Here is a 25,323-nt window from a genome sequence, read left to right as displayed (position 1 = left end):
GGATGGAGAGGGGAGAGGATCAGGGCGCGGGCGCGAGCTTCGCGTTGTCGCGGTCGATCATGCCACCCTTGATGACCGCGAACACCCACATTCCACCGAACAGCACGGCAACGATGAGCATCAGCGGTACGAGAATGGCCGAGGCGAGGATGATCGCCTGCAGCGCCCAGCCGAGCGCGATGCCGAAGGGGCGGTTGAGCAGCGGGATCGTGGCGAGCAGCAGCACGCAGAGGGCGGCTCCCCCACCGAGGGCGACGGGCCAGGGCAGCGCCTTCAGGCCGAAGATGGCGAGCGTGGCGAGGAACATGATCACCGACTCGAAGCCGAGCACGATCGAACAGAGGCTCTCTCGAACCGTGCGCTTGCGGCGAGCGCGGGGAGCGCGCGGTTCGCGCGGAGTTCGGTTCACGGCTTCCACCCTTCCTCGGCCGCCAGGGTGATGATCTCGCCCACGAGGGTGATCGAGCCCGTGACGAGCACGGCGCCCTTCGCGCTCTCCCCCGCCGAGTCACGGGCGATCGCCGCCGCCTCGCGCGGGTCGAGCTCGACGATCACCCGGTCGGCACCGGCGATGCCGACGACTACGCTCGCCAGTTCGTCGGCGTCGATCGCGCGGTCTGACGACGAACGCGTCACAACGAACTCCGACACGACGGGTTCGAGCGCCCGCATGATTCCGGCTGCGTCCTTGTCGGCCAGCACGCTGATCACGGCGACGACCTTGTCGAACGAGAAGTATTCGGTGAGCGCCGCCGCGAGCGCCGTCGCACCACCCGGGTTGTGCGCGGCATCCACCAGCACCGTCGGCTCGGTGCCGATCAACTGCAGGCGCCCGGGCGATGTGACCGAGTTGAAGGCCTCGACGAGAACATCGTCGACGAGGGCGTTCGTTCCCCCACCGAGGAACGACTCCACCGCCGCGACCGCGACGGCCGCGTTCTGCGCCTGGTGATCGCCGTAGAGCGGGAGGAAGAGGTCGCGGTAGGTACCGGCGATGCCCTTGATGGTCACGACCTGCCCGCCGACCGCCACGGAACGGGAGAGCACCTCGAACTGCTCCCCCTCACTGATGAACGTCGACTCGGTGAGCTCGGCCGCACGCTGCAACTCGGCCAGTGCCTCAGGTTGCTGCTTCGACGACACGACCTGCACGGCCGGTTTCACGATGCCCGACTTGGTGCGGGCGATCTCGGCGACGGTGTTGCCGAGGCGGGCGGTGTGGTCGAGCGAGATCGGCGTGAACACGGCGACCTGCCCGTCGGCGACGTTCGTCGAGTCCCATTCGCCGCCCATACCCACCTCGATCACACCGACGTCGATCGGCGCATCGGCGAACGACGCGAAGGCCAGAACAGACAGGGCCTCGAAGAAGGTGAGCCGGGGCTCTCCTTCCGCGGTGAGCTCGTCGTCGACCAACCGGAGGTAGGGCTGGATGTCGGCCCAGTTCGCGGCGAGCGCCTCATTGCTGATCGGCCTGCCGTCGATCATGATGCGTTCGTTCAGCCGCTCGAGGTGCGGGCTGGTGAAGAGCCCGGTGCGCAGCCCATAGGCGCGGAGGATGCTCTCGGCGATGCGGCTGGTGCTGGTCTTTCCGTTGGTTCCGGTGATGTGGATGATCGGATAGGCCCGGTGCGGATCGCCCAGCAACTCGACCACCCTGCGCGTGGCGCCGAGCCGGGGTTCGGGCGCTGCCTCACCGAGTCGCGAGAGCAGCTCGGCGTAGACCTCGTCGCCCTGCTCGACGAACTCGTCGGGCAGCTCGGGCTCGTCTTCGCCGATCGTCGCCGCACCGCCCGCCCGCACCACGAGCTGCCCGTCGTAGGCGTCGGCCATCTCGAACTCGTCGGCGCTGTCGTCGTCGGCAGCGGCACCGGGATCGTCTTCGTCGACCGTTCCGTCGTCGTCGTAACGCTGGCGGTGCACGCCGTCGCCGGGGTCGTCTCCGTACCCGACTTCGTCGCGCCTGCCGTCTCCCTCGCGGAGACCATCGTTACCGAACTCGTCAGCGCCCGCTTCGTTGCTGCGATCAGACATTCCGCACTCCTTCCGGCCGGCTCACGGCCACGACGAACAGGTCGCTGTTGGCGTACTTGCCGCCCTCGATACGGGCCACATGCTCGGGCGCGGCGGCGACCAGGCGACCCACCCACTCGGAGGCGAGCTGGTCACGGTACTGCCCGAGGTTTCTGAAGTCCTTCGGCGAGACGACGGTGAAGCGGGTGGCGAGGGTCTCGTCGTCGATCGCGACGGTGCCGGCGTTGCTGCCGGAGCCACCGACGGCGACACTCCTCACCGCGTCGGCGTCATCATCGGAGAAGAAGATGAGATCGAGCGTGATGCGGTCGCTCACGTCGAAGCCGGCGCCCTTGCGAGTCTCCTGCACGGCACGGACGACGTCTCGCGCCAGGCCCTCGGCCTGAAGCTCCAGGGTCATCGCGGTGTCGAGCAGGGCGAACCCTCCCCCGGGCAGAAGTGCGAGCGCGGAGGCCGGGGCTGCGGCACCCTCGGCAGCAGGCTGCCCCGCGGCATCCGGAGCAGCCGTCTCGAGCACGAGGTCGTACTCTGCGGGTTCCAGCGCGATGCCGCCGGCTGTGACGACGCCGCCCTCCTCGCTCCAGTCACCGGCCCGGGCGGCCTTGATCGCGAGCTGCACCTGCCTGCCGAGACGCGGTCCCGCCGCACGGGCATTCACGGTGAGCTTCGACGTGATGCCGAAGTCGGCCGCGCTGGTGGCGCTCTGCTCGACGAAGGTGACCGTCTTGACGTTCAGCTCGTCGCGCAGGATGTCGTCGAACGCAGCGAGCGCCGCCGCGTTCGAGGTCACGATGGTGAGGTTCGCCAGCGGCAGGCGCACGCGCAGCCCGTTCGCTTTGCGGAGCGAGAGGGCCGTCGAGCTGATGGCGCGGATCTGGTCCATCGTCGCCACGAGCGCATGGTCTTCGGGGAAGGCGTTCGCGTGCGGCCAGTCTTCGAGGTGAACGCTGCGACCGCCCGTCAGGCCCTGCCAGATGTGCTCGCCGATGAGGGGGATGAGCGGGGCCGAGAGTCGCGTCAGCGTCTCGAGAACGGTGTAGAGCGTGTCGAACGCCTGCTTCTCGTCGCCCGACCAGAACCGGTCGCGCGAGCGTCGCACGTACCAGTTCGTCAGAACGTCGGCGAAGTCGCGGAGACGGGCCGCAGCCACGGTCGCATCCAGAGCCTCGAGGTCTGACGTCACACCCTCGACGAGTTCGCGCGTCTTGGCGAGCAGGTAGCGGTCGAGCACATCGGTCGAGTCGGTGCGCCAGGAGGCCTCGTAGCCTGCGGACGAGCCCGCGACATCCGGAGCGGCACCCGCGCTCGAACCTGCGGCATTCGCATACAGGCTGAAGAAGTAATAGGTGTTCCAGAGCGGCAGCAGGAACTGGCGCACAGACTCACGGATGCCCTCCTCCGTGACGACGAGGTTGCCGCCCCGCAGAACCGGCGAGCTCATGAGGAACCAGCGCATCGCATCCGACCCGTCGCGGTCGAAGACCTCGTTCACGTCGGGGTAGTTGCGGAGGCTCTTCGACATCTTCTGGCCGTCGCTGCCGAGCACGATGCCGTGGCTGATGACGCTCTTGAACGCCGGGCGGTCGAACAGGGCGGTCGACAGGGTGTGCATCGTGTAGAACCAGCCGCGGGTCTGGCCGATGTACTCGACGATGAAGTCGGCGGGGCTGTGCGAATCGAACCAGTCGCGGTTCTCGAACGGGTAGTGCACCTGGGCGAACGGCATCGACCCGCTGTCGAACCAGACGTCGAGCACATCTTCGATGCGGCGCATTGTCGACTGGCCGGTCGGGTCGTCGGGGTTCGGGCGGGTCAGCTCGTCGATGAAGGGCCGGTGCAGGTCGGGCTGGCCCTCGGCGTTCAGGGGCAGGGTGCCGAAGTCTCGCTTGAGCTCGTCGAGGGAGCCGTAGACGTCTTCGCGCGGGTACTCGGGGTTGTCGCTCTTCCACACCGGGATGGGCGAACCCCAGTAGCGGTTGCGCGAGATCGACCAGTCGCGGGCGTTGCTCACCCATTTGCCGAACTGGCCGTCTTTGACGTTCTCGGGCACCCAGCCGATCTGCTGGTTGAGCTCCTCCATGCGGTCACGGATCTCGGTGACCCGCACGAACCAGCTCGACACCGCCTTGTAGATCAGCGGGTTGCGGCAGCGCCAGCAGTGCGGGTAGGAGTGCTCGTAGCTCGCCTGGCGAAGCAGCCGGCCGTTGGCCTTCAGCAGTTGCGTCAACGGCCTGTTCGCCTCGAAGACCTGGAGACCTGCGACCTCGGTGATGTTCGGCAGGAAGCGAGCGCCCTCGTCGACCGAGATGAGCACCGGGATGCCCGCGGCCTCGCAGATCTTCTGGTCTTCCTCGCCATAGGCCGGCGACTGGTGCACGACGCCGGTGCCCTCGGTGGTCGACACGTAGTCGGCGACGAGGATCTGCCAGGCGTTCTGGGTGCCGTAGGTCTCGACGTCGGCGTAGTGGTCCCACAGCCGGTCGTACCGGATGCCGTCGAGCTCGCTCCCGAGAAGGGTGCGGCCGACCGCCGCGCGGGCTGCCTCTGCGGAATCGTAGCCGAGCTCTTTGGCGTAGTTGCCGACCAGGTCGGCGGCGAGGAGGTAGTCGGCGGTCAGGACGGTGGTCGAGACATCCGTACCCCCGACCTCCCCCACGACCTCTGCATCGGCGGTGCCGTTCGGGCCGCTCGGCACGACGGCGTAGGTGATGTCGGGCCCGACGGCGAGCGCGAGGTTGGTCGGCAGGGTCCACGGGGTCGTCGTCCAGGCCAGCGCCCGCACGGCGGTCAGGCCCAGCGCCTCGGCCTTCGTGCCCACGAGCGGGAAGGTGACCGTGACGGTCTGGTCTTGCCGCATCTTGTAGACGTCGTCGTCCATGCGCAGTTCGTGGTTCGACAGCGGTGTCTCGTCGTGCCAGCAGTACGGCAGAACCCGGAAGCCCTCGTACGCCAGGCCCTTGTCGTGCAGCTGCTTGAAGGCCCAGATCACGCTCTCCATGAAGGTGGTGTCGAGCGTCTTGTAGTCGTTCTCGAAGTCGACCCAGCGGGCCTGGCGGGTGACGTACTCCTGCCACTCGCCGGTGTACTGCAGAACGGATGCCCGAGCCGCCGCGTTGAATTCGGCGATGCCCATCGCCTCGATCTGGCTCTTCTCGGTGATGCCGAGCTGGCGCATCGCTTCGAGTTCGGCCGGGAGACCGTGGGTGTCCCAGCCGAAGCGGCGGTGAACGAGCTTGCCGCGCATGGTCTGGAAGCGCGGAAAGAGGTCTTTGGCGTACCCGGTGAGCAGGTGGCCATAGTGCGGAAGGCCGTTTGCGAAGGGAGGGCCATCGTAGAAGACCCATTCGGGAGCATCAGCCCGCGCGTCGATGGACGCCTGGAAGGTACCGTCGGCCTTCCAGAACGCGAGCACCTGTTCTTCGAGAGCTGGGAACTTCGGGCTCGGCGTGACGGAGGCGGGAGGCCTGCCGGCGCCGAAGGCCGCGCCGGCGGCGTCGGTCGTGCCGGCCCCGGCTGCGGGTGCTTCTTTGGGGTACGTCATGGTTGCTGGTGTCTCCTGGACGGCTGTGTTGGTGCTGCTGCCTGTTCCACGAGGACGCCAGCTCTTCTGCTCCGGCGCGGTACCACCCCGCTTACCGTCTGTGCCGGTTCGCTGTCGCTGCCCCGGCTCGTTCGGTCGCTCTCTCTTTGGCTGTGACGGGCCAGCCCCGGCCGGGTCTACTGGGCGGGCCCACCCTTTCGGGAGGGGTACCACTGTTCTTCCGGCGACTCCCCGGTGATGACCGGCTCATAGTCTTTGCACGGCAATATTACACGCGCCCCGCGCTGACTAGGCTGCTGGGGACAACTCTCGCGAAAGGAGACCCTGTGGAGGAACCAAAACCGGCCCGGGGCCGCCCGCGAGCCTCCTCCCGCGAGCTGCTCGAAGACGCAGCCTTCGAACTCTTTCTCGAAAACACCTACTCCAAGACCACCGTCGAGCAGATCACCCAGCGCGCCGGCGTCGGCCGCTCGACCTTCTTCAACTACTTCGGCAGCAAGAGCGACGTGTTCTGGGGCGACATCGACCGGGCATCCGATGTTCTGCAGCAGAGGCTCGACGAGCAGGCTCCGGATGCCCGGCTCACGATCGCGCTCACTGCCGCCCTGGCGGCCACAGCCCGCGACTTCGGGCCGTCGAGAGTGCCGTGGATCCTGACCCAGTACCCCTTCGTCGGCACCGTCGCAGAGGTGCAGGCGTCAGCGCTGGCGCGCTTCTCGCGGTGGGCGGGGCTCGTGGCCACCTTCACCGGTGTGCGACTCGGCCTCGACCCGGAGACGCTCCGGCCCCGAACCCTTGCGTACGCGGTGACCGGTGCCGTGGTGGCGGCAGCCCAGGAGTGGGCGGCTGCGGGCCCGTCGCGCGGATCGCTGGAACCGTTCGTCGTGGCGGCGCTCGACTCCCTCGGGGCCGAGCTCGGCGGCTGAGCCGGGAGCGACCGGCGCGAGCCCTGCGCGAGCCGGACGTGCTCCCGACGCGCTTCCGACGCGCTTCCGACGCGCGGAGCTTCGATCAGCCCTGCAGCGCGGCCGCATCCGGCACGACGGTGGCAAAACTGCCGTCGAGAGCGGCCATGAAAGAGGCGTGCACCTGCGCACCCGGAACGGTCGTGCCGTCGAACCGGAGGTCGGGCGCCGCGCACGCCCCAGCGACGACGGTCACGGTGTACCCGAGTTCGTGTGCGGCCCGGGTGGTCGAGTCGACGCACATGCTGCTCATCATTCCGACGATCACCAACTCGGTGACGTCGTTCTCCGCCAGACGCTCGCTCAGCCCCGTGCCGATGAAGCTGTTGGGCTCGTGCTTCTCGATGACGACCTCACCCTCGGCCGGAGTCATCAGCGGGTGGAACCCGACGCCCGGTGTACCGGGCCGGAAGAAGGTCGCGTCAGGATCTGTGGACACGTGGAAGACGTGCATCACCTTTTCGCCGCTGGCGCGGAAGGTGTCGAGGACCGCTCGCGCCGACGTCGCCGCCGCAAGCGGTTCGACCAGAGGGAAGGAGCCACCCGGGAAGTAGTCGAGTTGGATGTCGATCAGAAGCAGCGCGCGGGTCATGACCCCATTATGCCGGGGCGAGTTCGACCCGGAGCTGGCTGAAGATGAAGAGCGAGGCGGAGCCCGACCGAACCCGAGCGTGCACCAGCGTTCGAAGCTCGCCCGATCGGCGAAGTCGAAGCGGTGCTCGCTGAGGTGGGAGTCGGCTGTGCGGAGTCCGGCGGCCGCGGCGAGCCGCTCGACCTCGCCCGGTGAGGGGCGCACGAAGGGGGCATCGAACCCGTCGAAGTTTGCGTTCCACCGGGGGATCCCGCGACATCCATCGCCATCTGTTCGAGGGAACGGCGCTCGCTCGCCCCCACGAACTGCAGCACCAACCGGCCCGCCGGAGCCGTGACCGAGCGGAGCTCTGAGAGGGCGCGGCCGAGGTCGGGCACCCAGTGCAATCCGTTCAACGACACGACCAGGTCGATGTTTCGCCCGCCCAGGTCGAGGGCGAGAACGTCTCCGGCCTCGAAATGCACCTTGGCATCCGCGCGGCCTGCAGCCTGAGCCACCATGAGCGGTGACGGGTCGATGCCCCTGACGGCGCCCGTCTGCAGCCGCGCTGCGATGAGGGCCGACACCTCTCCGTCTCCGCAGCCCACGTCAAGCACCCGCTCACCAGGGGAAGCTCCGCGGCGAACGTCGCGCCGAGCGCGTGCTGAAGGTCGGCGAACCGGGCGTACTGCCGCCCATCCCAGTCGGTCAGCGCGAACCTCCACCTCGGCCCATTCTGGCAGCGCCTGCGTGCGGGGAGGAACCCTCGGGCAAGCCCCAGAACGGGGACCTGTGAGTCTTCACAGAACTGACAGACTCACCCCATTACATCATCTGAACCGCTGGGGGGCGGCTCACAGGAACCCCCCTACACGCCCATTCCGCAGAACCCGTCTTCGCCGTACGCGGCCACCGGCACGCTTACACCTGGACCGCCGAAAGCCCCGATGGGCCTGGCGCTGGCCGCACTCATCGTCGGCATCGCCGCCTTTCTCTTCGGGCTCATCCCGGTTTTCGGCGCGGTGGTGGGCATCGCTGCCATCGTGCTCGGAGTCTTTGCACTGCGAAAGGGCCAGTCCAAGGTGCTGGCGATCGTCGGCATCGCGCTCGGAAGCATCGCTACCATCACCTCAATCGTCGTGACGATCGGGGTGGGCGCTGCGGTGAACAGTGCCTCGGTCGACGAGCCGGTCAGCATCGTCGCTGAATCGGCCACGCCGACAAACCAGGCCTACTCCGCGCCTCAGCCGGTCGAAACGGCACAGGCGGCACCTACGTCGGCGCCCGTCGAGACTGCCGCACCCATCGAGACGCAGGCGCCCGCCGCTCAGGCCCCGGCGCCGGCGGCGCCAGCCGCCCCGGATGTTTCCGCCGAATACAAGTCGGCGTTGCGTTCCGCCACGAACTATTCGGAGATCCTCCACCTGAGCAAGGCGCGCCTCTACGACCAGCTCACTTCGGAGTACGGCGAGAAGTTCTCGGCCGAGGCTGCCCAGTACGCGGTCGACAACGTGCAGGCCGACTGGAACGCGAACGCCCTCGCCACGGCGAAGAACTACCAGAACGAGATGTCGATGTCGCCCGAAGGCATCCGCGACCAGTTGACCAGCGAGTATGGCGAGAAGTTCACAGCCGACGAAGCCGACTATGCCATCACCCATCTCAATGACTGACTCGCCTGTCGGCGGGTGAGGACCGGAATGCGGCCCGAGCAGGCCTGACAGGGCGGGCTCGGGCCTCATCCGTCCTGTGACGCTACTCGAGCAGCTTGCCCGCGACCGTGACGTCCTCGCGCATGAAGGCGGCGATCTCGGCGGGGATGGCCGGGATGGTCTCCCGCACCACGCCCGTCGACGGTGACCAGACGAGGTTGACCTGCAGGGCGGGATCGGTCTCGGGGTAGTCGCTGCGGTTGTGGCAGCCGCGGGTCTCGCGGCGCTCGAGTGCGGCCTCGAGGGTGGCCCGCGCCGCGAGCGCTGCCGACTTCAGGTCGAAGGCGTGCGCCAGATCCTGGAAGCCCGCGATGTCGGGGTGGATGCCCACGCTCGGGATGCGCGCCTCGATCGCGTCGAGCTCGGCGAGCCCGGCCAGCAGGCCCTCCTCGCTTCGAACGACACCCGCGTGTGCCGTCATGGTGTTGCGGATGGCGCGCTGCAGCGCGCGCACGTTCTCGGGCCCATCGGAGGCGAGCAGGTCGTCGATGTCGGCCCGAGCGACGGCGACCGCGGCCACCGACCGCTTCTGGGCGGACAGACCGGCGGAGTAGGCCGCGGCGGCCCGGCCGACGATGCGCCCGAAGACCAGCAGTTCGATGAGCGAATTGCCACCGAGCCGGTTCGCTCCGTGCAGTCCCGACGATGCCTCGCCGATCGCGTAGAGGCCGGGAACGTCGGTGGAGTGGTCTTCGGGGCGCACCCAGACGCCACCCATCGAGTAGTGCGCGGTCGGCGCGATCTCGATCGGATCCTTCGTGATGTCGAGCATCTGCAGCTCGAGCATCGTCTGGTAGACCCTGGGCAGCCGGGTCATGATGGTCTCGCGGGGCAGATGCGAGACATCCAGCCACACACCGCCGTTGGGGGTGCCGCGACCCTCCTTGATCTCGGTGTAGCAGGCCAGCGCCACGCGGTCTCGGGTGGACAGTTCGAGCCGCTCGGGGTCGTAGTTCTGCATGAAGCGCTCGCCCAGCCCATTGCGCAGGATGCCGCCCTCGCCGCGGGCCGCCTCGGAAATGAGGGTGCCGGCCGCGTTCTCGGGCTCGATGATGCCTGACGGGTGGAACTGCACCAGTTCGGGGTCGCGCAGGCGCCCGCCCGCCTCGACCGCGAGGCGGAAGGAGTCGCCGGTGTTCTCGTCTCGCCTCGATGAGGTGCGCCGCCAGATGCGGTTGTGCCCGCCCGCGGCAAGAATCACCGCGTCGGCATGGATGAGGTACTTCGTACCGTCTTCGACGTCGAATCCGTACGCCCCGAAGACTGCACCGTCGTCGTTGACGAGGATGCGTGTGACATACACCGTGTCGAGAATGGGCACATTCAACTGCGCTGCCCGGTTCACCAGCGTGCGCTGGATCTCGAGGCCCGTGTAGTCGCCCGCGAACGCGGTGCGGCGGTAGGTGTGGGCGCCGAAGAAGCGCTGCGAGATGCGGCCGTCGGCCTCCCGGGCGAACGGCATGCCGTAACGCTCCAGGTCGTCGATGCCCTGGGCCGCGCCCGAGGTGACGATCTCGACGGTGTGCGGGTTGGCGAGGAGGTAGCTCTCCTTCAGGGTGTCGGCCGCGTGCTGCTGCCAGCTGTCTTCGGCATCCATGGTGCCGAGGGCCGCATTGATGCCGCCGGCCGCGAGGGACGTGTGCGCATCCGATTTGGACCGTTTGCCGAGGGCGAGCACATCGACCCCGGCTTCGGCGAGTTCGATGGCGGCGCGAAGTCCGGAGCCGCCGGTACCGATCACGAGGACGGTGGTGGAGATCTGTCGTTCTGAAATGCTCATGGGGTAACGCTAGGCTCGGGCCACCGATTACTCCAATGCATATGTCGGCTGCTCATGATGCGTTTAAGCTATGGATATGAACCTCGAACAGCTGCGCAGTTTCGTCGAGGTCGCCCAGCTCGGCAACTTCAGTCGGGCCGCCGACCGACTGCACCTCGCCCAGCCCTCGCTGAGCCGCCAGATCGCCTCGCTCGAGCTCGATCTGGGCGCCGAACTGTTCCACCGGGCGCGGGGCGGCAGCACGTTGACCGTCGCCGGTGATTCCCTGCTGCCGCTGGCGAGGCGGATGCTCGCCGACGCCGAATCGGTACGCCGTGAGCTGAGCGAGTTGGCCGGTCTAGAACGCGGCCGGGTGCGACTCGGTGCGACGCCCAGCCTCTGCATCAGCCTCGTCGCCGAGGTGCTGAGCGACTTCCACACGGCCCATCCCGCTATCGAACTCCACCTCTCGGAGCAGGGCTCACGGCGCTTGCTCGATGAACTCGCGGCCGGTGAACTCGATCTGGCCCTGATCACCACCTCCGGCCCGACCGCTGCCGACCGGTTCGCGATCGCCCCCCTGCTCGTCGAGGAGTTGGTGGTCGTCTCCTCGGCCGCCGAACCACCCGTCAACGCGCACGGCACGATCAGGCTGCAGGATGTCGCGGGCCTCCCCCAGGTCGGATTCAGCTCGACCTACGACCTCCGCCGAACGACCGACGCCGCGTTCTCCGCCGCGGGGCTGCACCCGGAGGTCATCCTCGAGGGCGCGGAGATGGATGCTGTGCTGAGGTTCGTCGAACGCGGCCTCGGAGTGGCGATCGTGCCGGCGATGGTGTTGATCGACCGGCCGGGGCTGCGTTCCGTGCGGCTTCGCCAACCGACCCTCACCCGCACCATCAGCCTCGCCCGCCCGACGGATGTCGCGCCCACCGCCGCGGTCGGCGTCATGCAGCGCACCATCGCCAGAACGGCGGCTGCCTTCGCCGCCCGGTCAGGCGCAACCCTGAGGCCCGCGGGCAGCGCCTGACAGGAACCCGCGGCCCGCGGTCAGTGACCTCCGCTGGCGAGAGCAGCAACGTCTGCCGCAGACAGCGCCCGGTTGTAGACCTGTACGTCGTCGACGGCTCCGGCCCAGAAGTCGGCGTTCCGGCCCCCCGCCTGCGCCCGACCGACAGCGAGCGGACCTGTCGACGCGACTCCCGGTGCCTGGTCGAAGGACTGGGTCTGCGCAACGCCATCGACAAAGAGCGTGAAGCGCCCGGTATTCGCGTCGTGCACTCCGGTCAGCTGGTACCACCTGCCCGTGACAGGCGCGACGTTCGACAGGGCACGGCCCTGCTCGGTCGAGAACGCGAGCCGGTCATCCGCTTTCGAATACTGCAGGAAGAACGCACTCGTTCCCGCTCCGTCCTGGCTGACGGCGGTGGCGAACGAACCCGTCGAATCGAGCTTCACCCAGGCGCTGACCGAGAAGTTGCCGACCGTGTCGAGAACCGGGCCCGCCGTCTGGGCGTAGCTTAACGAACCGTCGAACTGCAGCGCCGAACCAGTCGCACCCTCGCGTGCCGCAACCCACGCTGCCCCGCCGGCGAGCGTGAGGTCATGGCCCGCGCCCGAACTGTCTGCTGCCGTCGCCCCCGCTCCCTCATCGAGTGACCAGAGACCGATCGGCGCCTGCTGTCCAGCCGGATATGCCACCGTCAGGGCCTGGCGGGCGTGCGTCGACTGGTTGTTGGCGGCGCCATCGCGGTAGGTCGCCGTCGCAACGAGATCTGTCTGCGTTCCGGGCGCCGAACCAGACGGCGGCGTCAGGACGGAGGTCCAGACGAGGGAGGCCCCCGGACGGATGCTCGCCCGCTGCGCCGCAGAAGGCTGTGACACCACCGTCGACGTCCAGCCCGGCGGCACCGCGAGCGCCGTGGCCGCAGCCGCGAGCGGCCGAGGCGAAGCGTTTGTCACGGTGACGCTCACCGGGGTCGGCCCGTCGATCGACAGCGAGCTTCCCGGCGCGCCGGGCGCCCCGACACCGCCGGCGCCTGAGCCGGACGATATGGCGACCGTGGCCGCCGAACTCGAGGGGCTCCATGACTGCAGCTCCGTGACGCCCACGTATGAACCGGCAGGGTTGGTGAACAGGAGCCGAACCTGGGTGGTCGTGACCGGGGCGAACGTGATGCGGTTGAGCCCGTTGCCCACCGGGGTGCCGGGCGCCCGAACCTGGCCGGGAACATCCAGCCAACCGCCCGCCGCCAGGTACTGCACGCGGTAGTCGGCCGCGGGCCTGACCCCGCCCCCGTCGTCGTAGCCGAACCAGCGCAGATCGCTCACCGCTGTCGGCACTCCGAAGTCGACCCCGTAGTAGTCGGTTCCCGACGCATTCGGCGAGGCATAGTTGGTCCACCTGGTGTTCTCGGGCACCTCGGTGTACCAGATCTTGCCGTCGAGCGGGTTCCAGGCGTCGTCATTCGGGAACGTGTACGAGGCGATGGGCTTCGGGTACCCCTGGCGAAGCGGGTTCGCCGCATCGTTCACCAACCGGGTCGCCGCACCCGAGGCTGTCGCCTGGCCGGTACCGGGTGTGTTCGCCGCCGACGCGGCCGCCACGGCCGCGCCCGTGGGAGCCACCTGGCGAAGCGTCACCGTCGTGTCTTTGAGCGTCTTCGAGAAGGTGACGCGCTTGCCGTCGACGTACACCCCCATCCCCGCACCCTGGCCGTAGTGACTCCCGTCCGCATCCCAGAGCACGCTGATGTTGTGGGAGTGGTAGGGCACGTTCTCGACCGCGTAGTGGTCCCACGAAGCATCCACCAGTGGTTTGATCTGCAGGGTCGTCCCGTCCTGCGGACGCAGCCCGAGCAGCCCCGAGAGCACGAGGTCGTTGAACGTGGAGTGGTTGTAGTCCTCGCTGTGGTTGGCGCCGTCGTAGATCCACGTGGACTGGTCGGGGTCGTGCGCCTCGGCGACGTAGGGCTTCCCGTCTTTGTACTGGGTGAGCGCGTAGGTCTCGACCGCCTTGGCATAATCGGCCTTGGTGATGGCGGTCTGCGCGGGGTAGTCGTCGAGCTGGTTGGCCAGCCCGGTGAGGGTCTGCGAGGTCGAGAAGGGCCAGCTCGGGCCATCCCACCGGCAGCACCCTCCCGCTTCGAACATGAAAAGCGGGCTGCGGCGTTCGGCGGTGGTGGGGCCGAACGGAGCGGCGAATCCCTGCGGGTCGGTCAGCTGCTTCCAGGCGTCGGAGTCGGTTGCGGATGCCGCACCGAACGCCCACGGAATGTAGCCGATCTCCTCCCGGGTGTCGAGCAGGGTGTGGTTCGGGTTGTCGTCTCTGGCCATGGCGAAATAGAACTGCCGCGACGGATCCCACAGCCACTTCTGCATCGAGGTCTTCAGGTTCGCCGCAGCGGTGCTGTATTTCGAGGCGGTCGCCCTGTCGCCCATCATCGACGCGATGCGGCTGATCGATATCGCATCGCCGTACTGGTACGAGTTCAGCGTCGGGCGGTAGCCCGCACCGCCGTGGTACGGGTCGTCGGACTGGTATGACGAGGCCGAGAGCTCCATCGCATCCCAGACCGGAACGGACCAGTAGAGGCCGAGGTCAGCGTTGTACTGCCCGCTCCACCCCTCGTACTGGCTGATGAGCTGGGGCAGCAGGGCCTTCACCTGCGTGAAGTCGCCCGTGACCTGGGCACGGCCGTAGGCGGCGCTCGCCAGCCAGAAGCTGTACTCGTGGGCCCAGTCGTCGGTGTCCTTGTTCACGCCGTCGGTCATCGGCTTCGCACCGGCACCCGGACCGGTCAGCCAGAACTTCGTGAAGTCGTCGACGTACTGCGGATCGCGCAGCCATCGACCCTCGGTGATCTGGTGGCCGGCGGCGGCGTTCACCGCCTGGTAGGGGGCGGCATAGCCGCAGCAGTCCAGGAACTCGGTCGAGATGTACCCGTCGGTCGGGTTCGTGTACCGCAGGTGCTCACGGTAGACGCGCCAGCGGTAGTAGTAGACGTCTTCGATGCTCTTGCTGGGCAGGTCGACGAACGGGATGTTCGACTCGTACCAGGCGGGATCGGTGAACCCCTGGAGGTCAGCGGTGTGGTCGAGAAAGTGAGTACCGGCGCCGACGGCCGGGTAGACACCGGCCGGCCCAGCAGCCGGGAGGGCGGCCGGCGCGGCAGCCGGCGCAGCAGCAGCCGCGGGAGTTGCGGCTGCCGCCGCGAACAGCAACACGGTGGCCGCAGCCACGACAGACAGGTTTCGCACGCGCACGACCGCATCAACTCCTTTGTCGACGAAAAACGGGTGGCCCAAGTGTCTCAAAAACGTGTACGAAAGTCCACTGCTCCGTGCGAATCGGTATTTTCTGCCGTGCGTTCCCCGCCCGGGGGTCAGCGCCCGTCGACCACCGACATGAAGCCGGTGAAGGCGAAGATGCCGGGCACGGCGTAGAGAAAGACGAGCAGGGCGAACCAGCCGATCGCCCCGAGCACTACCACCCGCCCCGCCCCCGGTCGCGCCGGTCGAGACGGCGGCCGTCTGCACCGATGCGGGGTTCCGGTTCGACCCAGCGGGTACCCGGGTGCTCCAGCTGGTACTGGATCGCACGGATCACCCGCGGGGTGCTCTGGCCCGGCACGCGGTCGTCTCGGTAGCGTTCGGCCCTGCCTGCCAGCCGCGCTGCTACGCCGCCCAGAAGAGCGTCGATGCGCAGCCAGGGCTCGAGCCTGGTGAAGTCGGCGATGGTCGGAGAGAAGAACACCAGCGTCCGGTCGAGCGTCTCGACGTTGAAGCCCGCGGCGTCGTCGATGAGCGAAGCCATCACATCCGGGGTCAACGTCAGCCGCTGGGCTCGGTCGAAGGCGGCCGGCAGGTCGGTTGTGAGCCGGCCGCTGGAGGCAGCGTCGAGAACGAGATGCGGCAACGGAGCCGGCAGCTTCACCGCGAGGTAGTGCCACTCGGTCGAGCGACGGCGACGCTGGTCGACGCCACGGCCCGTGAGCATCCCGAACTCCACGCCGGGCGCGACGAACCGCGGATACTCCCGCAGACCCCGGCCCGTGCCCGTGATGAGCGAGGAGAACGTCGAGACCGGGCTCGGTCGGGGCTCGAAACCGTTGGCGAGCGCCGTCAGCGTCTGACGCCATTCGCGAAGGCGTGCCCGCGGCGAGGGCGGCCGGGCGGCGAACCGGTGAAGCCAGAAGGTTCCGCTCAGCCAGAGCGCGAGAATCACCAGCGTCACGACGATCGAGGGCACGTCGGATGCGCTGACGTGGCCGCCCTCGGAGGAACCGACGCGAACGCCGATGGAGACGAAGGAGATTGCCAGGTACCACAGCAGAAGACACTGGTTGACGTGCACGAGCACCGGTCGCCGGGACGGCACCCAGGCGGGCCGGGATTCTCGGCGCACCGTCGCCATGGCGGCGGCGACCTCCGCCTCCGGCGCGGTCAGCCAACGCAGATCCACGGTCATCCCCTCTTGCGGCAACTCTAGGTCATCGTCCAGCCCCGCACCCCAGCATGCCGCGTCTGTGCCCGCGTCCCGCCAGCGCCCGCGTCCCGCCAGCGCTACGACCCGGCGTGCGACTCCAGGAACTCGTACACCTCACGGTCGTCGACCCCCGGGAACTTGCCGGAGGGCAGAGGTGACAGCACGTGCGCGTGCAGGCGCGCGCTCGGCCAGGCACTGTTCGACCACCGCTCGACGAGCTCGGTGGGCGGCCGCTTGCAGCACGACTCGTCGGGGCACTTCGACTGTGCCCGCTTGTCGGTGTCTCGCCCCCGGAACCACTTCGCATCGGCGAACGACGTACCGAAGCTGATCGAGAACTCGCCCGCGGCCGTGGTTCCGGTCTGCGTCGCGCACCAGAAGGTGCCCGAAGGCGTATCGGTGTACTGGTAGAACTCGGTCGAGCGGTTCGTTCGGGTGAGCGCGACCCGGGCCGCCCAGTTGCGGCACACGAACTGTCCCTCGACGGCGCCCGTGACATCCTGGGGCAACGGCAGGCCATCGTTCTCGTAGGCCTTCTGAATGGCCCCGTCATCGGTGAGGCGCAGGAAGTGTACGTCGATGCCCAGATGCGAGGTGGCGAGGTTGGTCATCCGCAGGGCCGCTGCCTCGTGGGTGACGCCGAAGGCGTCACGGAAATCCTCGACCGAGAGGTCGCGCCGGGCCTTGGCCGCCTGGAGGAACTTCACCGAAGCCGCCTCGGGCATCAGCGAGGCCGCCGCGAAGTAGTTGATCTCTAGCCGCTGCTGCAGAAACTCTGCATAGTTCTGCGGCGGCTGGTGACCCAGCACGCGGTGCGCCATCGCCTGCAGCGCCATCGAACGCAGGCCGTGACCGCCGGGAATGGATGCCGGGGGCAGGTAGATCCGCCCGCTCGCCAGGTCGGTCACCGATCGGGCGGAGTGCGGCAAGTCGTTGACGTGGATGAGGCGAAAACCGAGGTCTTCGGCGAGCAGGCTCACCGTACGGTGGCTGAGCGCCCCACCCTCATGCCCCACCCGGGCCAGGGTCTGCTCGACGAGCTTCTCGAGCTCCGGAAGGTGGTTGTTGCGAGATCGCATCGTGTCGCGCAGCTCGGTGTTCGCGCGGCGGGCCTCCTCCGGGGTCGTGATCGACTCCGTCGCGCGGCGGATGAGTTCACGGTGCAGACCCACGAGCGACTCCAGGGTCTCCTGCGGGAGGTTGCGGCTCGCCGGAACGGTGGGCAGGCCGAGCGAGGCGTAGAGGTCACCGGTCTGGGCGCGGGCCAGCTCGATCTCGAGGGCGGTGCGCGCATCCGGAGCCTCATCGCTCAGCAGATCGGAGAGCGGGATGCCCAGGGCCGTCGCGAGGGACTGCAACAGCGAGAACTTCGGCTCCCGACGCCCGTTCTCGATGAGGGAGAGCTGGCTGCCGACGGCGCCCACCCGCTCACCGAGCTGGTCGAGGGTGAGGTCGGCGGCCTTGCGGAAGTGCCGGATGCGTCGGCCGAGAGTGATGAGGTCGATCGTGGCTGGCATCTTTGCCTCCTGTAAAGATTCGGCGATCTTTCGCGCTGCTCTTCAAGAATCTAGTGCAGACGAGGCCCAGAGTGGAAGAACACCGACAAACTTCTGCACGTGCCTCCCGCACGATGCCTGATCCCCCCACAGAGCGGAATGATCGTGAGCCTCTTGGAACGACCGACACACACAACGACGACTTCGACCTACCCCACCCGGGTCGACAGCGTCGGCAGCCGGCCCGACCGGGCATCCACCACCAGCCTGCGCATCGACGCCGGGCTCGCGGCCTGGATCGCCGACGTTACCGCGCTCACCCAGCCCTCCGAGGTCGTGTGGTGCGACGGGTCGACGGCCCAGTGGGACCAGCTGACCAAACTGATGGTCTCGCAGGGCACGCTCATCCGGCTCAACCCGGAATGGCGGCCCAACAGCTTTCTGGCGCGCAGTGATCCGGCCGATGTCGCCCGCGTCGAAGACCGCACCTTCATCTGCTCGAACACCGAGCAGGATGCCGGCCCGACGAACAACTGGCGCTCGCCCGGCGATATGAAGGCCGAGCTGACCCCCCTCTTCGCCGGCAGCATGCGCGGCCGCACGATGTACGTCGTTCCGTTCTCCATGGGCCCCGTCGGCGGCGCTCTCTCACAGGTGGGCGTGCAGGTCACGGACTCGCCCTACGTCGTGGCGAGCATGGCCCTGATGACCCGCATCGGCACCTCCGTTCTGGAGCTGATCAGCGATGAGACGCCCTGGGTTCCGGCCCTGCACAGTGTGGGTGCGCCGCTCGCACCGGGGGCACAGGATGTCGCCTGGCCGCACAATGCGTCGAAGTACATCGCGCACTTTCCGGAGACCCGCGAGATCTGGTCGTTCGGATCGGGTTACGGCGGAAACGCGCTGCTCGGCAAGAAGTGCTTCGCGCTGCGCATCGCCTCGGTGATGGCCCGCGACGAGGGCTGGATGGCCGAGCACATGCTGCTCATCCGCGTGACGTCACCCGAGGGCAGGTCATACCACGTCGCCGCGGCGTTCCCCTCGGCCTGCGGCAAGACGAACCTCGCCATGCTCAAGCCCACCATTCCCGGTTGGACGGTCGAGACGATCGGCGACGACATCGTCTGGATGCGCCCCGGCCAGGACGGCCGCCTGCGCGCGATCAACCCAGAGCGCGGCTTCTTCGGCGTCGCCCCCGGCACCGGCATCGAGACGAACCAGACCGCCGTCGACACGATGTGGGGCAACACGATCTTCACCAACGTGGCGCTGCGCGATGACGGCGACGTGTGGTGGGAGGGCCTGACGCCCACCCCGCCGTCGCACCTGCTCGACTGGCAGGGCAATGACTGGACGCCCTCCTCGGGAACCCCCGCGGCGCATCCGAACGCCCGCTTCACCGTGACGGCCGACCAGTGCCCCTCGATCGCCGAGGACTGGGAGGCTCCGGAGGGTGTCGTGATCGACGCCATTCTGTTCGGCGGCCGTCGGCCCTCCACCGTTCCGCTGGTCTCGCAGTCGAAGAGCTGGGCACACGGCGTCTTCGTCGGGGCCACCATGGCGTCGGAGACGACCGCCGCCGCGGCCGGCGCGGTCGGGCGCCTGCGCCACGACCCCTTCGCGATGCTGCCCTTCGTGGGCTACAACATGGCCGACTACTTTCAGCACTGGCTCGACATGGGCGACATGCTGGGCGAGAAGGCTCCCCCGATCTTTCAGGTCAACTGGTTCCGCAAAGACGAAGGCGGCTCCTACATCTGGCCGGGATTCGCCGAGAATGCGCGTGTGGTCGAGTGGATCATCCGTCGCCTGGAAGGTGACGTCGCCGCCCGCCAGACCCCCGTCGGCGGCCTGCCCCTGGTGCACGAGCTGAACGTCGACGGCCTCGGGCTCAGCGATACGGATGTCGCGACCCTCACAGACGTCGACAAGGCCGCCTGGCTGGCCGAGGCCGACGAGACGCAGGCGTACTTCGACACCCTCGGCGCCAACCGCATGCCCGCCACCCTCCTCACCGAGCTCGCGCGCCTCCGCGCGGGCCTCGCGAAGCTCCCCGGCTAGCCTGCGGCGCCCGCCCGCCCGCGCCTCTTGCGCCCGCCCGGCCCGCCCCCCGCGCCGCCCGCCCGCAACCGCGCCTCTTGCGCCCGCGCGCCCGGCGCCCGCCCGCGCGGCTTGCCCGCACCGGCACCAGCCCGCATTGTGCGCAAAAGCACCCACCATTTCCGGGTTGGGTGCTTTTGCGCAAAACGCGGCGTGCGCGCCGCGTTCGAATGTTGGATGCCCGCCAGCCCCGCCTGAATTGCGGTGCGGCGGGGGCCTCCGGGTGTCGTCCGGCGCCCGTCCAGCCCTCCGGCCCCGAACCACTCGCCGCTGGCGGTGAGAGCCGCCGCCACCACCCCGCCCGCGCCCGTGAATGTGAGCGGGTCGCCGCGTCGGGTGGCGCCTCCGCACCGCTCTATCCCTGCATGGCCGTTCGGTTGGCGCGAGAGGGGATGGCGACGCGAACAAGACGGGTGCGGCGCAGGGCTGGGGCAAGCAGGGTGGCGGGGAGAGCGCGCGTCAGTAGCGGATGGCGTCGATCACCTTCACGCGCACCGCGACGAGGGCGGGCAGCAGGCCCGCGATCGCGCCGACGACGGTCGCCGCCGCAAGACCCAGCACCGCCGCCTCGAGCGGGAACGGGGGCACGTCGGTCACACCCTGCGCAATGAAGTCCTCGACCCATGGGCTCTTCAAGATGAGAATCGACAGCATCACCCCGGCGACCCCCGCCGCGACCGTGGCGACCACGCTCTCCATCATCACCGCGAAGAACACGCGCGACGCCGTCGCTCCGAAGCTGCGGCGGATGCCGATCTCCTGGATGCGCTGCCGCACGGTCACGAGCGAGATGTTGACCAGCCCGAGCGCGCCGAGCACCAGCACGAGCACGGCGACGCCGCTGATCATGAGCTTGATCGGCAGAAAGGGATCATCCCCGTAGGCCGCGTAGTCCTGCCGGTTGACCTGCGCTGTTGCTCCGTCACCCAGGGAAGCCGAGAAATCCGACTGGAGGCGAGTGGTCAACTCACCCGAGATCGACGGCGGAACCCACATCTCGTACGACGAGTAGGGCTGGGAGGCAGCATCCTGAACCAGCTGGTCGGCGAGCTTCGCGTACGAGTCGTTCAGCATCATCATGCTCGGATCGACTTCGTAGGGCAACGCCGCCGTCACCCCCACGATCACAGCCGTCACGGGCTTCGCGCCGACGAGGCTCACGGTCGGGTGCGTGCCGAGGTCGGGCGAGCCGAGCCTGGCGTAGAAGATGTCGTTCACGATGAGCGCGGGCGCCAGGCGGGTGGCATCGTCGGCAGCGAACCAGGCTCCGCGCTGAACCTCGACCCGGTGCATCACGCCGTAGGGCGGGTCGACGAGGGTGGCGTTCACGACGCTGACGCCGTCGATGAACTGGATGCTCAGCTGCTGTTGTGTCACCCGGCTGGCGTACTGCACGCCGTACCGCACCAGTGCCTCGTTCCACGTCGTGTCCATCGCGGTCGCCGGCGGCGGTGACCCGTCTGCGGTATAGGCGGAGACGTACAGCGTGGCAGGCCGCCCGCTTGAGCGCTCGCTTGTCTCCACGGTCGCCTGCTGGGCGATATTGCCGAGCGCGATGACGCTGGTGAGCGCGCAGACCGCGACCGCGACGCCGACGAGCGAGAGGAGCACCCGGGTACGGTGGATGCGGAGCTCCGCCCACGCCTCCACCACGCTTCCGACGAACGCGGTCACGAGACCCCTCACGAGGGCCCTCCCTTACTCAGAGTCGCCGCCGCGGCATCCACCAGCGCGCCCTTCTCGAGCTGGAAGCGCCGTGTCGCGAGAGCGGCGATGGCGGGGTCGTGCGTGATTGTGACCAGCGCAGCATCCGAAGCGGTCGCGATCTCGTCGAGCAGTGCCATGACCGCCTCACCGGTCTCGATGTCGAGTGCACCGGTGGGCTCATCGGCGAGGATGAGCCGGGGGCGCCGCACCAGCGCCCGGGCGATCGCGACGCGCTGCTGCTCGCCGCCCGAGAGCCTGTCGGGGGTCGAGGAGAGCCGGTGCCCGAGCCCGACCCGGTCGAGCATCTCGGTCGCAATCGCCCGGCGGCGCCAGAACACGGCTCCCGTGTCGTAGAGAAGCGGAGTCATCACGTTCTCGAGCGCAGTTCGGCCCTGCAGCAGGTTGAACTGCTGGAAGATGAAACCCACATCGCGCCCGCGTGTCACGTCGCGGTGCCGGGCGGAGAAACGCCGGGTGGGCTCGTCGTCCAGAAAGATCTCGCCTTCGGTGGGCGAGTCGAGCAGCCCCAGCAGGTTCAGCAGCGTCGACTTGCCCGAGCCCGACCGGCCGACGATCGACAAGCGGTCGCCGACCTCCACCGCCAGATCGACACCGCTCAGGATGATCAGCGGACGATCATCCACTCGGGAGACGGTTCTGCCCACCCCCCGGAGCTGCAGGAACGTCATACGCTCAGCCCCCCACGGCGACGCCGCCGACGAAGCAGTTCGGCACACCCTCGCAGCCGCCGCCCGCCGGTGGCGCCGCTGCACCCGGAACGAACTGCAGCACCGCGTCGCCCGCTGCGAGCCCCGAGACCACCTGCACCAAGCTGCCGTCTGTCAGGCCCAGGATGACCGGCCGCTGCTCGGTCGTGCCGTCAGGCAGCACGAACCAGACGTTACCGTTCAGCGCGGTGCCCTCCACGGCCGTCGTGGGGATGACGAGCACATTCTCGGCCTTGCCCGCAGCGATGGTGACGTCGGCGGCCAGCCCTGCGAAGACGCGCACGTCGGCGGGCACGCTGCAGCGGAGGGTGTTGCCCGAGCCGCTGCTGCCGCCCGCGCTGCCTCCTCCTGCGCTCGGGTCACCGCCTGAGCCGCCCGACCCGGAGCCGCTCCCGTCGGAGCCGGCCAGCGGCGTGACGATCGTCAGCCCGGTGCAGGTGAACGGCGCTGGACCGCCGGTGATCGCGACCTGCGCCTCGGTGGGCTGGCTGACGAGCCGGTACTGGTCGGCCGCGTTCAGCGACCCCGTCACGGAGAACGTCGGCGGCGCGATCTGTCCGGCGACGTCTCCAACCGCGACGGTCTGCTCGGGCAGCACCGGCAGCGCACTGACGATGCCCGCAATCGGCGCCGTCACCTCGACGTACGTGATGAGGGGCTTGCGTTCCGTGCTCACCGTCGATCCGTCGGGTGCGACGGTCTCGACCGGATCGCGGGCCGTCTCCACCTTCACGTCGAAGACGGTGTCGCCCGAGGCCACCGTCGCGCCCACCTTCACCTGCACCTCATCGACCACCCCGCTCGCGGTAGCCCTGATGGGCGACGCCGGGTCCGCGGTCACCGTCGCCTTCAGAGTCACGTCATTCGAGATCGTGCCGGTCGCGACCGTCGCCTGCGGCTCGGTCAGCTGCCCCGTCGGCACGGCCGCATCCGCCTCGGCTTTCGTGTCAGGAAAGAACGCGAGCTTGCACAGCGCCGCCGCAATGGCGACGACCACAACCAGACGGATGATCGGAAAGACCCACTTGCGAACTACACCCACGTCGGCACCCCAGTATCGGCCCGCGCTGCGGGCAGCATCACCCGCAGAACCCCCCTGCGGATGTGTCGAGTATAGGGAGTCAGCACCACGACACTCAGGGAGGGGAATCGGGGTTCGTGTAAAGTCGACGTATGCTCAATGATTTCCTTCTCCCCCAGCCCGGTTCACCGGCGATCATTGCCGCCACTGGGCTTCGGTTCCACCTGGCCGAGGATCGCATCCGTGAATTCCTGATGGGCGAGAACCTCTACGGAGAACCGTCGCTGGCGCTTCGTGAGCTGTACCAGAATGCGCTGGATGCCTGCCGCCTGGCGCGAGCGCGCAGGGAGTTCCTCGGGCAGCCACCGGTTCCCTCTGCCGCCGACCGACCGAGCATCGAGGTCGAGCAGGGCGTCGATGCGTCAGGCCGCGGTTTCATCGACTGCGTCGACCGCGGTGCAGGTATGGGGTTGGACGAGCTGACGAACGCGTTCTGCCAGGCGGGCGTGCGGGCATCCGACCTCTCAGCTCGCATTGCTGAGGCTCACGACTTCGCCTCCGCCGACCCGCCCGTCGTGCTGTGGCAGAACTCCCGCTTCGGTATCGGGGTGATGTCCTACTTCATGATCGCTGAGGCGGTCACGGTGACGACGGCACGCCTGAACCGCGACGGTTCCCTCGGTGACCTGCTGCGGATGCACATCACCGGGCCCGCCGACACGTTCGACGTCGAGGCGTTCGGGCCGGCGTTGCTGGCGCCTGGCACTTGATCGGCGACCCCGAATGGCTGGCGCGGATGTCGCTCTCGCACCCGCGGATCGCCGATGCCGTCGTCGTCGCGGGCTCCCGGGGGAACCTCGACCTCACGCTCCACGGAAGGCCATATTCGTGCTCGGCAGCCGGCCAGATCATCGGCGACGACCTCCACTCCCTTGGCGAGAGCCCTGACGCGGTCACCCGGTGGCGCTTCTCCAGGATGCGTGCAGCTGGCCTGTACAGTTCGATCGGAATCGCTGCCGAGTCACACGCGAACGTCGAACCTGCGCGGCCCTCGGACGCCGTTCTACTGGGGCTGACCGAATCGATCTATCGCGATGGACAGGAATACAGGACCAGCCCGTGGACGGCCTCCGCGGCAGCACTCTATGACGTCGAGCGCATCGTGGGGTCACGGCTCGAAACAGTCATCGCCCGCGCGCAGTCACTGGGGCTCGGCGTACCACCGCACGCCGCTTCCCTTCCGCCCAGCACCCCTGCTGTTCGCACGGCGCTGTCGTTCAGTGGACGACAGAACGCTGACGGCAGTCTGCGACCGATCAGTGTCTTCGACGTGTTGCAGACGTCATGGGCCCTGGATATCCCCTCTCAGACGGTAGTCACCGAACTGAGGCAGCGTCACATCGATTACAGTTATCGCGCCGACTCGCTCGAGTCCTTGCCTCTGCCTCCTGAGCTGCTGATCGCAGCGAGCCAGAATGCAGATGGGATCGCACCGTGGTTGTCCTCCACAGACGAAGTCGGCCTCCGCAACGTGGCTGTGGCGGCCCGCGCCACAGCCGCCCAACCGGGGTTCATCGTTGCGGGACTTCGCGAACTGGGGTTTGCCGACGTTCCACACCTCTCGCCCGAACATGCCGTCATCACCGAAGACGACCTGCTCATGCTCACCGTCGACCTCGACGGACTCGCCCCTTATCTTGGGCCATTCCGGCCTGCTTCGCGCCAGCAGGTGAAGAGGGCCGCAGAACGTCTCCGCTTGACCGAAGAGCAGGTCCAGGCACGGCTCGCTGAGTACGGCGTTGCGGTGACGGGCAAGAAATGGCGCGATCCGGAGCGTGCCCCGACGAAGAAGGAAACCCTCCGAATCCTCGGGTTCCGTACCGGGTCGCAGAGAGCGACCATCTCGCGCTCGCAGCTCAGGCTGATGAGCAGGGACGGCGATGCCCTTCCACCGTGGCTCGATCCGCTGAAGCCGATTCCGGCGTGGCTTGTGGCGACGAAGGCCCTCCATGGGCTCAGCATCGACACGATCATGGACGCATATCGTGAGCTGGGATACATCGTCGAAGACCCGCGCACGGCGCCCGTGACCCCGCGGCCCGGCCCTGCCTCCGCAGCCGACGCCCCCGGCGGGTAAACTGGCTGCGCAACCACAAAAGGCACCCCAGACTCGGTGCCGCCTATAGCGCCTGGAGGGCCTC

18 protein-coding genes are annotated in these 25,323 nt (G+C 68.3%); 6 read left to right on the top strand and 12 right to left on the bottom strand.

Annotated features, from left to right (window positions below):
• Nucleotides 1–19: 19 nt before the first annotated feature.
• From B7R24_RS05540 to ileS, 3 genes are read right to left on the bottom strand one after another with little or no spacing between them, the layout of a single operon-like run.
• Nucleotides 20–409 carry a DUF4233 domain-containing protein gene (locus B7R24_RS05540; protein WP_253259282.1) on the bottom strand — a complete coding sequence of 130 codons (390 nt, stop codon included), beginning with the start codon at nucleotides 407–409 and terminating at the stop codon, nucleotides 20–22.
• Nucleotides 406–2,034 (bottom strand): bifunctional folylpolyglutamate synthase/dihydrofolate synthase, encoded by a 1,629-nt coding sequence (locus tag B7R24_RS05535; RefSeq protein WP_253259281.1) that lies wholly within the window; start codon nucleotides 2,032–2,034, stop codon nucleotides 406–408. The genes B7R24_RS05540 and B7R24_RS05535 overlap by 4 nt, the downstream gene beginning before the upstream one ends.
• The gene (ileS, locus tag B7R24_RS05530; protein WP_116417969.1) at nucleotides 2,027–5,575 is read right to left on the bottom strand and encodes an isoleucine--tRNA ligase; all 3,549 of its coding nucleotides are present in this window, start codon (nucleotides 5,573–5,575) and stop codon (nucleotides 2,027–2,029) included. The genes B7R24_RS05535 and ileS overlap by 8 nt, the downstream gene beginning before the upstream one ends.
• Before the next feature lie 326 nt (nucleotides 5,576–5,901).
• On the opposite strand from ileS, the gene B7R24_RS05525 reads away from it, so the two are divergent.
• A complete protein-coding gene (locus B7R24_RS05525; RefSeq protein ID WP_116417968.1) occupies nucleotides 5,902–6,501 on the top strand; it encodes an acyl-CoA-like ligand-binding transcription factor in 600 nt (199 codons plus the stop codon).
• A gap of 85 nt (nucleotides 6,502–6,586) precedes the next feature.
• On the opposite strand, the gene B7R24_RS05520 is transcribed toward B7R24_RS05525, so the two are convergent.
• Entirely contained in the window at nucleotides 6,587–7,132 is a 546-nt protein-coding gene (locus B7R24_RS05520) for a cysteine hydrolase family protein (protein WP_116417967.1), read from the bottom strand.
• Nucleotides 7,129–7,836, bottom strand: a complete 708-nt coding sequence (locus B7R24_RS05515; RefSeq protein WP_301182459.1) for a class I SAM-dependent methyltransferase — start codon at nucleotides 7,834–7,836, stop codon at nucleotides 7,129–7,131. The genes B7R24_RS05520 and B7R24_RS05515 overlap by 4 nt, the downstream gene beginning before the upstream one ends.
• A gap of 222 nt (nucleotides 7,837–8,058) precedes the next feature.
• Between B7R24_RS05515 and B7R24_RS05510 the strand changes: the two genes are divergently transcribed.
• Nucleotides 8,059–8,784 (top strand): Ltp family lipoprotein, encoded by a 726-nt coding sequence (locus B7R24_RS05510; protein WP_116417965.1) that lies wholly within the window; start codon nucleotides 8,059–8,061, stop codon nucleotides 8,782–8,784.
• An 82-nt stretch (nucleotides 8,785–8,866) separates the two neighbouring features.
• Here B7R24_RS05510 and B7R24_RS05505 read toward each other — a convergent pair whose 3' ends face one another.
• Complete coding sequence (locus tag B7R24_RS05505) at nucleotides 8,867–10,603, bottom strand: L-aspartate oxidase (RefSeq protein WP_116417964.1); 1,737 nt, start codon at nucleotides 10,601–10,603, stop codon at nucleotides 8,867–8,869.
• A 76-nt stretch (nucleotides 10,604–10,679) separates the two neighbouring features.
• On the opposite strand from B7R24_RS05505, the gene B7R24_RS05500 reads away from it, so the two are divergent.
• Complete coding sequence (locus tag B7R24_RS05500) at nucleotides 10,680–11,612, top strand: LysR family transcriptional regulator (protein WP_437123508.1); 933 nt, start codon at nucleotides 10,680–10,682, stop codon at nucleotides 11,610–11,612.
• Nucleotides 11,613–11,632: 20 nt separating this feature from the next.
• Here the strand turns inward: B7R24_RS05500 and B7R24_RS05495 are convergent, their stop codons facing one another.
• From B7R24_RS05495 to B7R24_RS05485, 3 genes are all read right to left on the bottom strand, one after another.
• Nucleotides 11,633–14,848, bottom strand: a complete 3,216-nt coding sequence (locus B7R24_RS05495; protein ID WP_216364024.1) for an MGH1-like glycoside hydrolase domain-containing protein — start codon at nucleotides 14,846–14,848, stop codon at nucleotides 11,633–11,635.
• Between the two features lie 220 nt (nucleotides 14,849–15,068).
• Nucleotides 15,069–16,046, bottom strand: coding sequence for a hypothetical protein (locus tag B7R24_RS05490; protein ID WP_147303971.1), 978 nt, complete (start codon nucleotides 16,044–16,046; stop codon nucleotides 15,069–15,071).
• 101 nt (nucleotides 16,047–16,147) lie between these two features.
• Nucleotides 16,148–17,587 (bottom strand): helix-turn-helix transcriptional regulator, encoded by a 1,440-nt coding sequence (locus B7R24_RS05485; RefSeq protein ID WP_116417961.1) that lies wholly within the window; start codon nucleotides 17,585–17,587, stop codon nucleotides 16,148–16,150.
• 138 nt (nucleotides 17,588–17,725) lie between these two features.
• Here B7R24_RS05485 and B7R24_RS05480 point away from each other — a divergent pair, with 138 nt between their 5' ends.
• Nucleotides 17,726–19,627, top strand: coding sequence for a phosphoenolpyruvate carboxykinase (GTP) (locus B7R24_RS05480; protein WP_116417960.1), 1,902 nt, complete (start codon nucleotides 17,726–17,728; stop codon nucleotides 19,625–19,627).
• Between the two features lie 498 nt (nucleotides 19,628–20,125).
• Here the strand turns inward: B7R24_RS05480 and B7R24_RS05475 are convergent, their stop codons facing one another.
• The 3 genes from B7R24_RS05475 to B7R24_RS05465 are packed head-to-tail and all read right to left on the bottom strand — an operon-like array spanning nucleotide 20,126 to nucleotide 23,143.
• Nucleotides 20,126–21,352: an ABC transporter permease gene (locus tag B7R24_RS05475; protein WP_253259280.1), complete on the bottom strand. Its 1,227-nt coding sequence runs from the start codon at nucleotides 21,350–21,352 to the stop codon at nucleotides 20,126–20,128.
• Nucleotides 21,349–22,062 (bottom strand): ABC transporter ATP-binding protein, encoded by a 714-nt coding sequence (locus tag B7R24_RS05470; RefSeq protein ID WP_116417958.1) that lies wholly within the window; start codon nucleotides 22,060–22,062, stop codon nucleotides 21,349–21,351. Before B7R24_RS05470 ends, B7R24_RS05475 begins: the two co-directional genes overlap by 4 nt.
• 4 nt (nucleotides 22,063–22,066) lie before the next feature.
• A complete protein-coding gene (locus tag B7R24_RS05465; RefSeq protein WP_216363624.1) occupies nucleotides 22,067–23,143 on the bottom strand; it encodes a hypothetical protein in 1,077 nt (358 codons plus the stop codon).
• A gap of 131 nt (nucleotides 23,144–23,274) precedes the next feature.
• Between B7R24_RS05465 and B7R24_RS05460 the strand changes: the two genes are divergently transcribed.
• Nucleotides 23,275–23,892, top strand: a complete 618-nt coding sequence (locus tag B7R24_RS05460; protein WP_116417957.1) for a hypothetical protein — start codon at nucleotides 23,275–23,277, stop codon at nucleotides 23,890–23,892.
• Nucleotides 23,889–25,259 (top strand): wHTH domain-containing protein, encoded by a 1,371-nt coding sequence (locus tag B7R24_RS05455; RefSeq protein WP_172582718.1) that lies wholly within the window; start codon nucleotides 23,889–23,891, stop codon nucleotides 25,257–25,259. The genes B7R24_RS05460 and B7R24_RS05455 overlap by 4 nt, the downstream gene beginning before the upstream one ends.
• Nucleotides 25,260–25,323 lie beyond the last annotated feature (64 nt).

Origin of the sequence: Subtercola boreus, from assembly GCF_003399645.1 — a bacterium.
GTDB lineage: Bacteria > Actinomycetota > Actinomycetes > Actinomycetales > Microbacteriaceae > Subtercola > Subtercola boreus_A.
The sequence above is the reverse complement of the archived record's forward strand: the minus strand, read 5'-3'. Positions and strand labels throughout refer to the sequence as shown.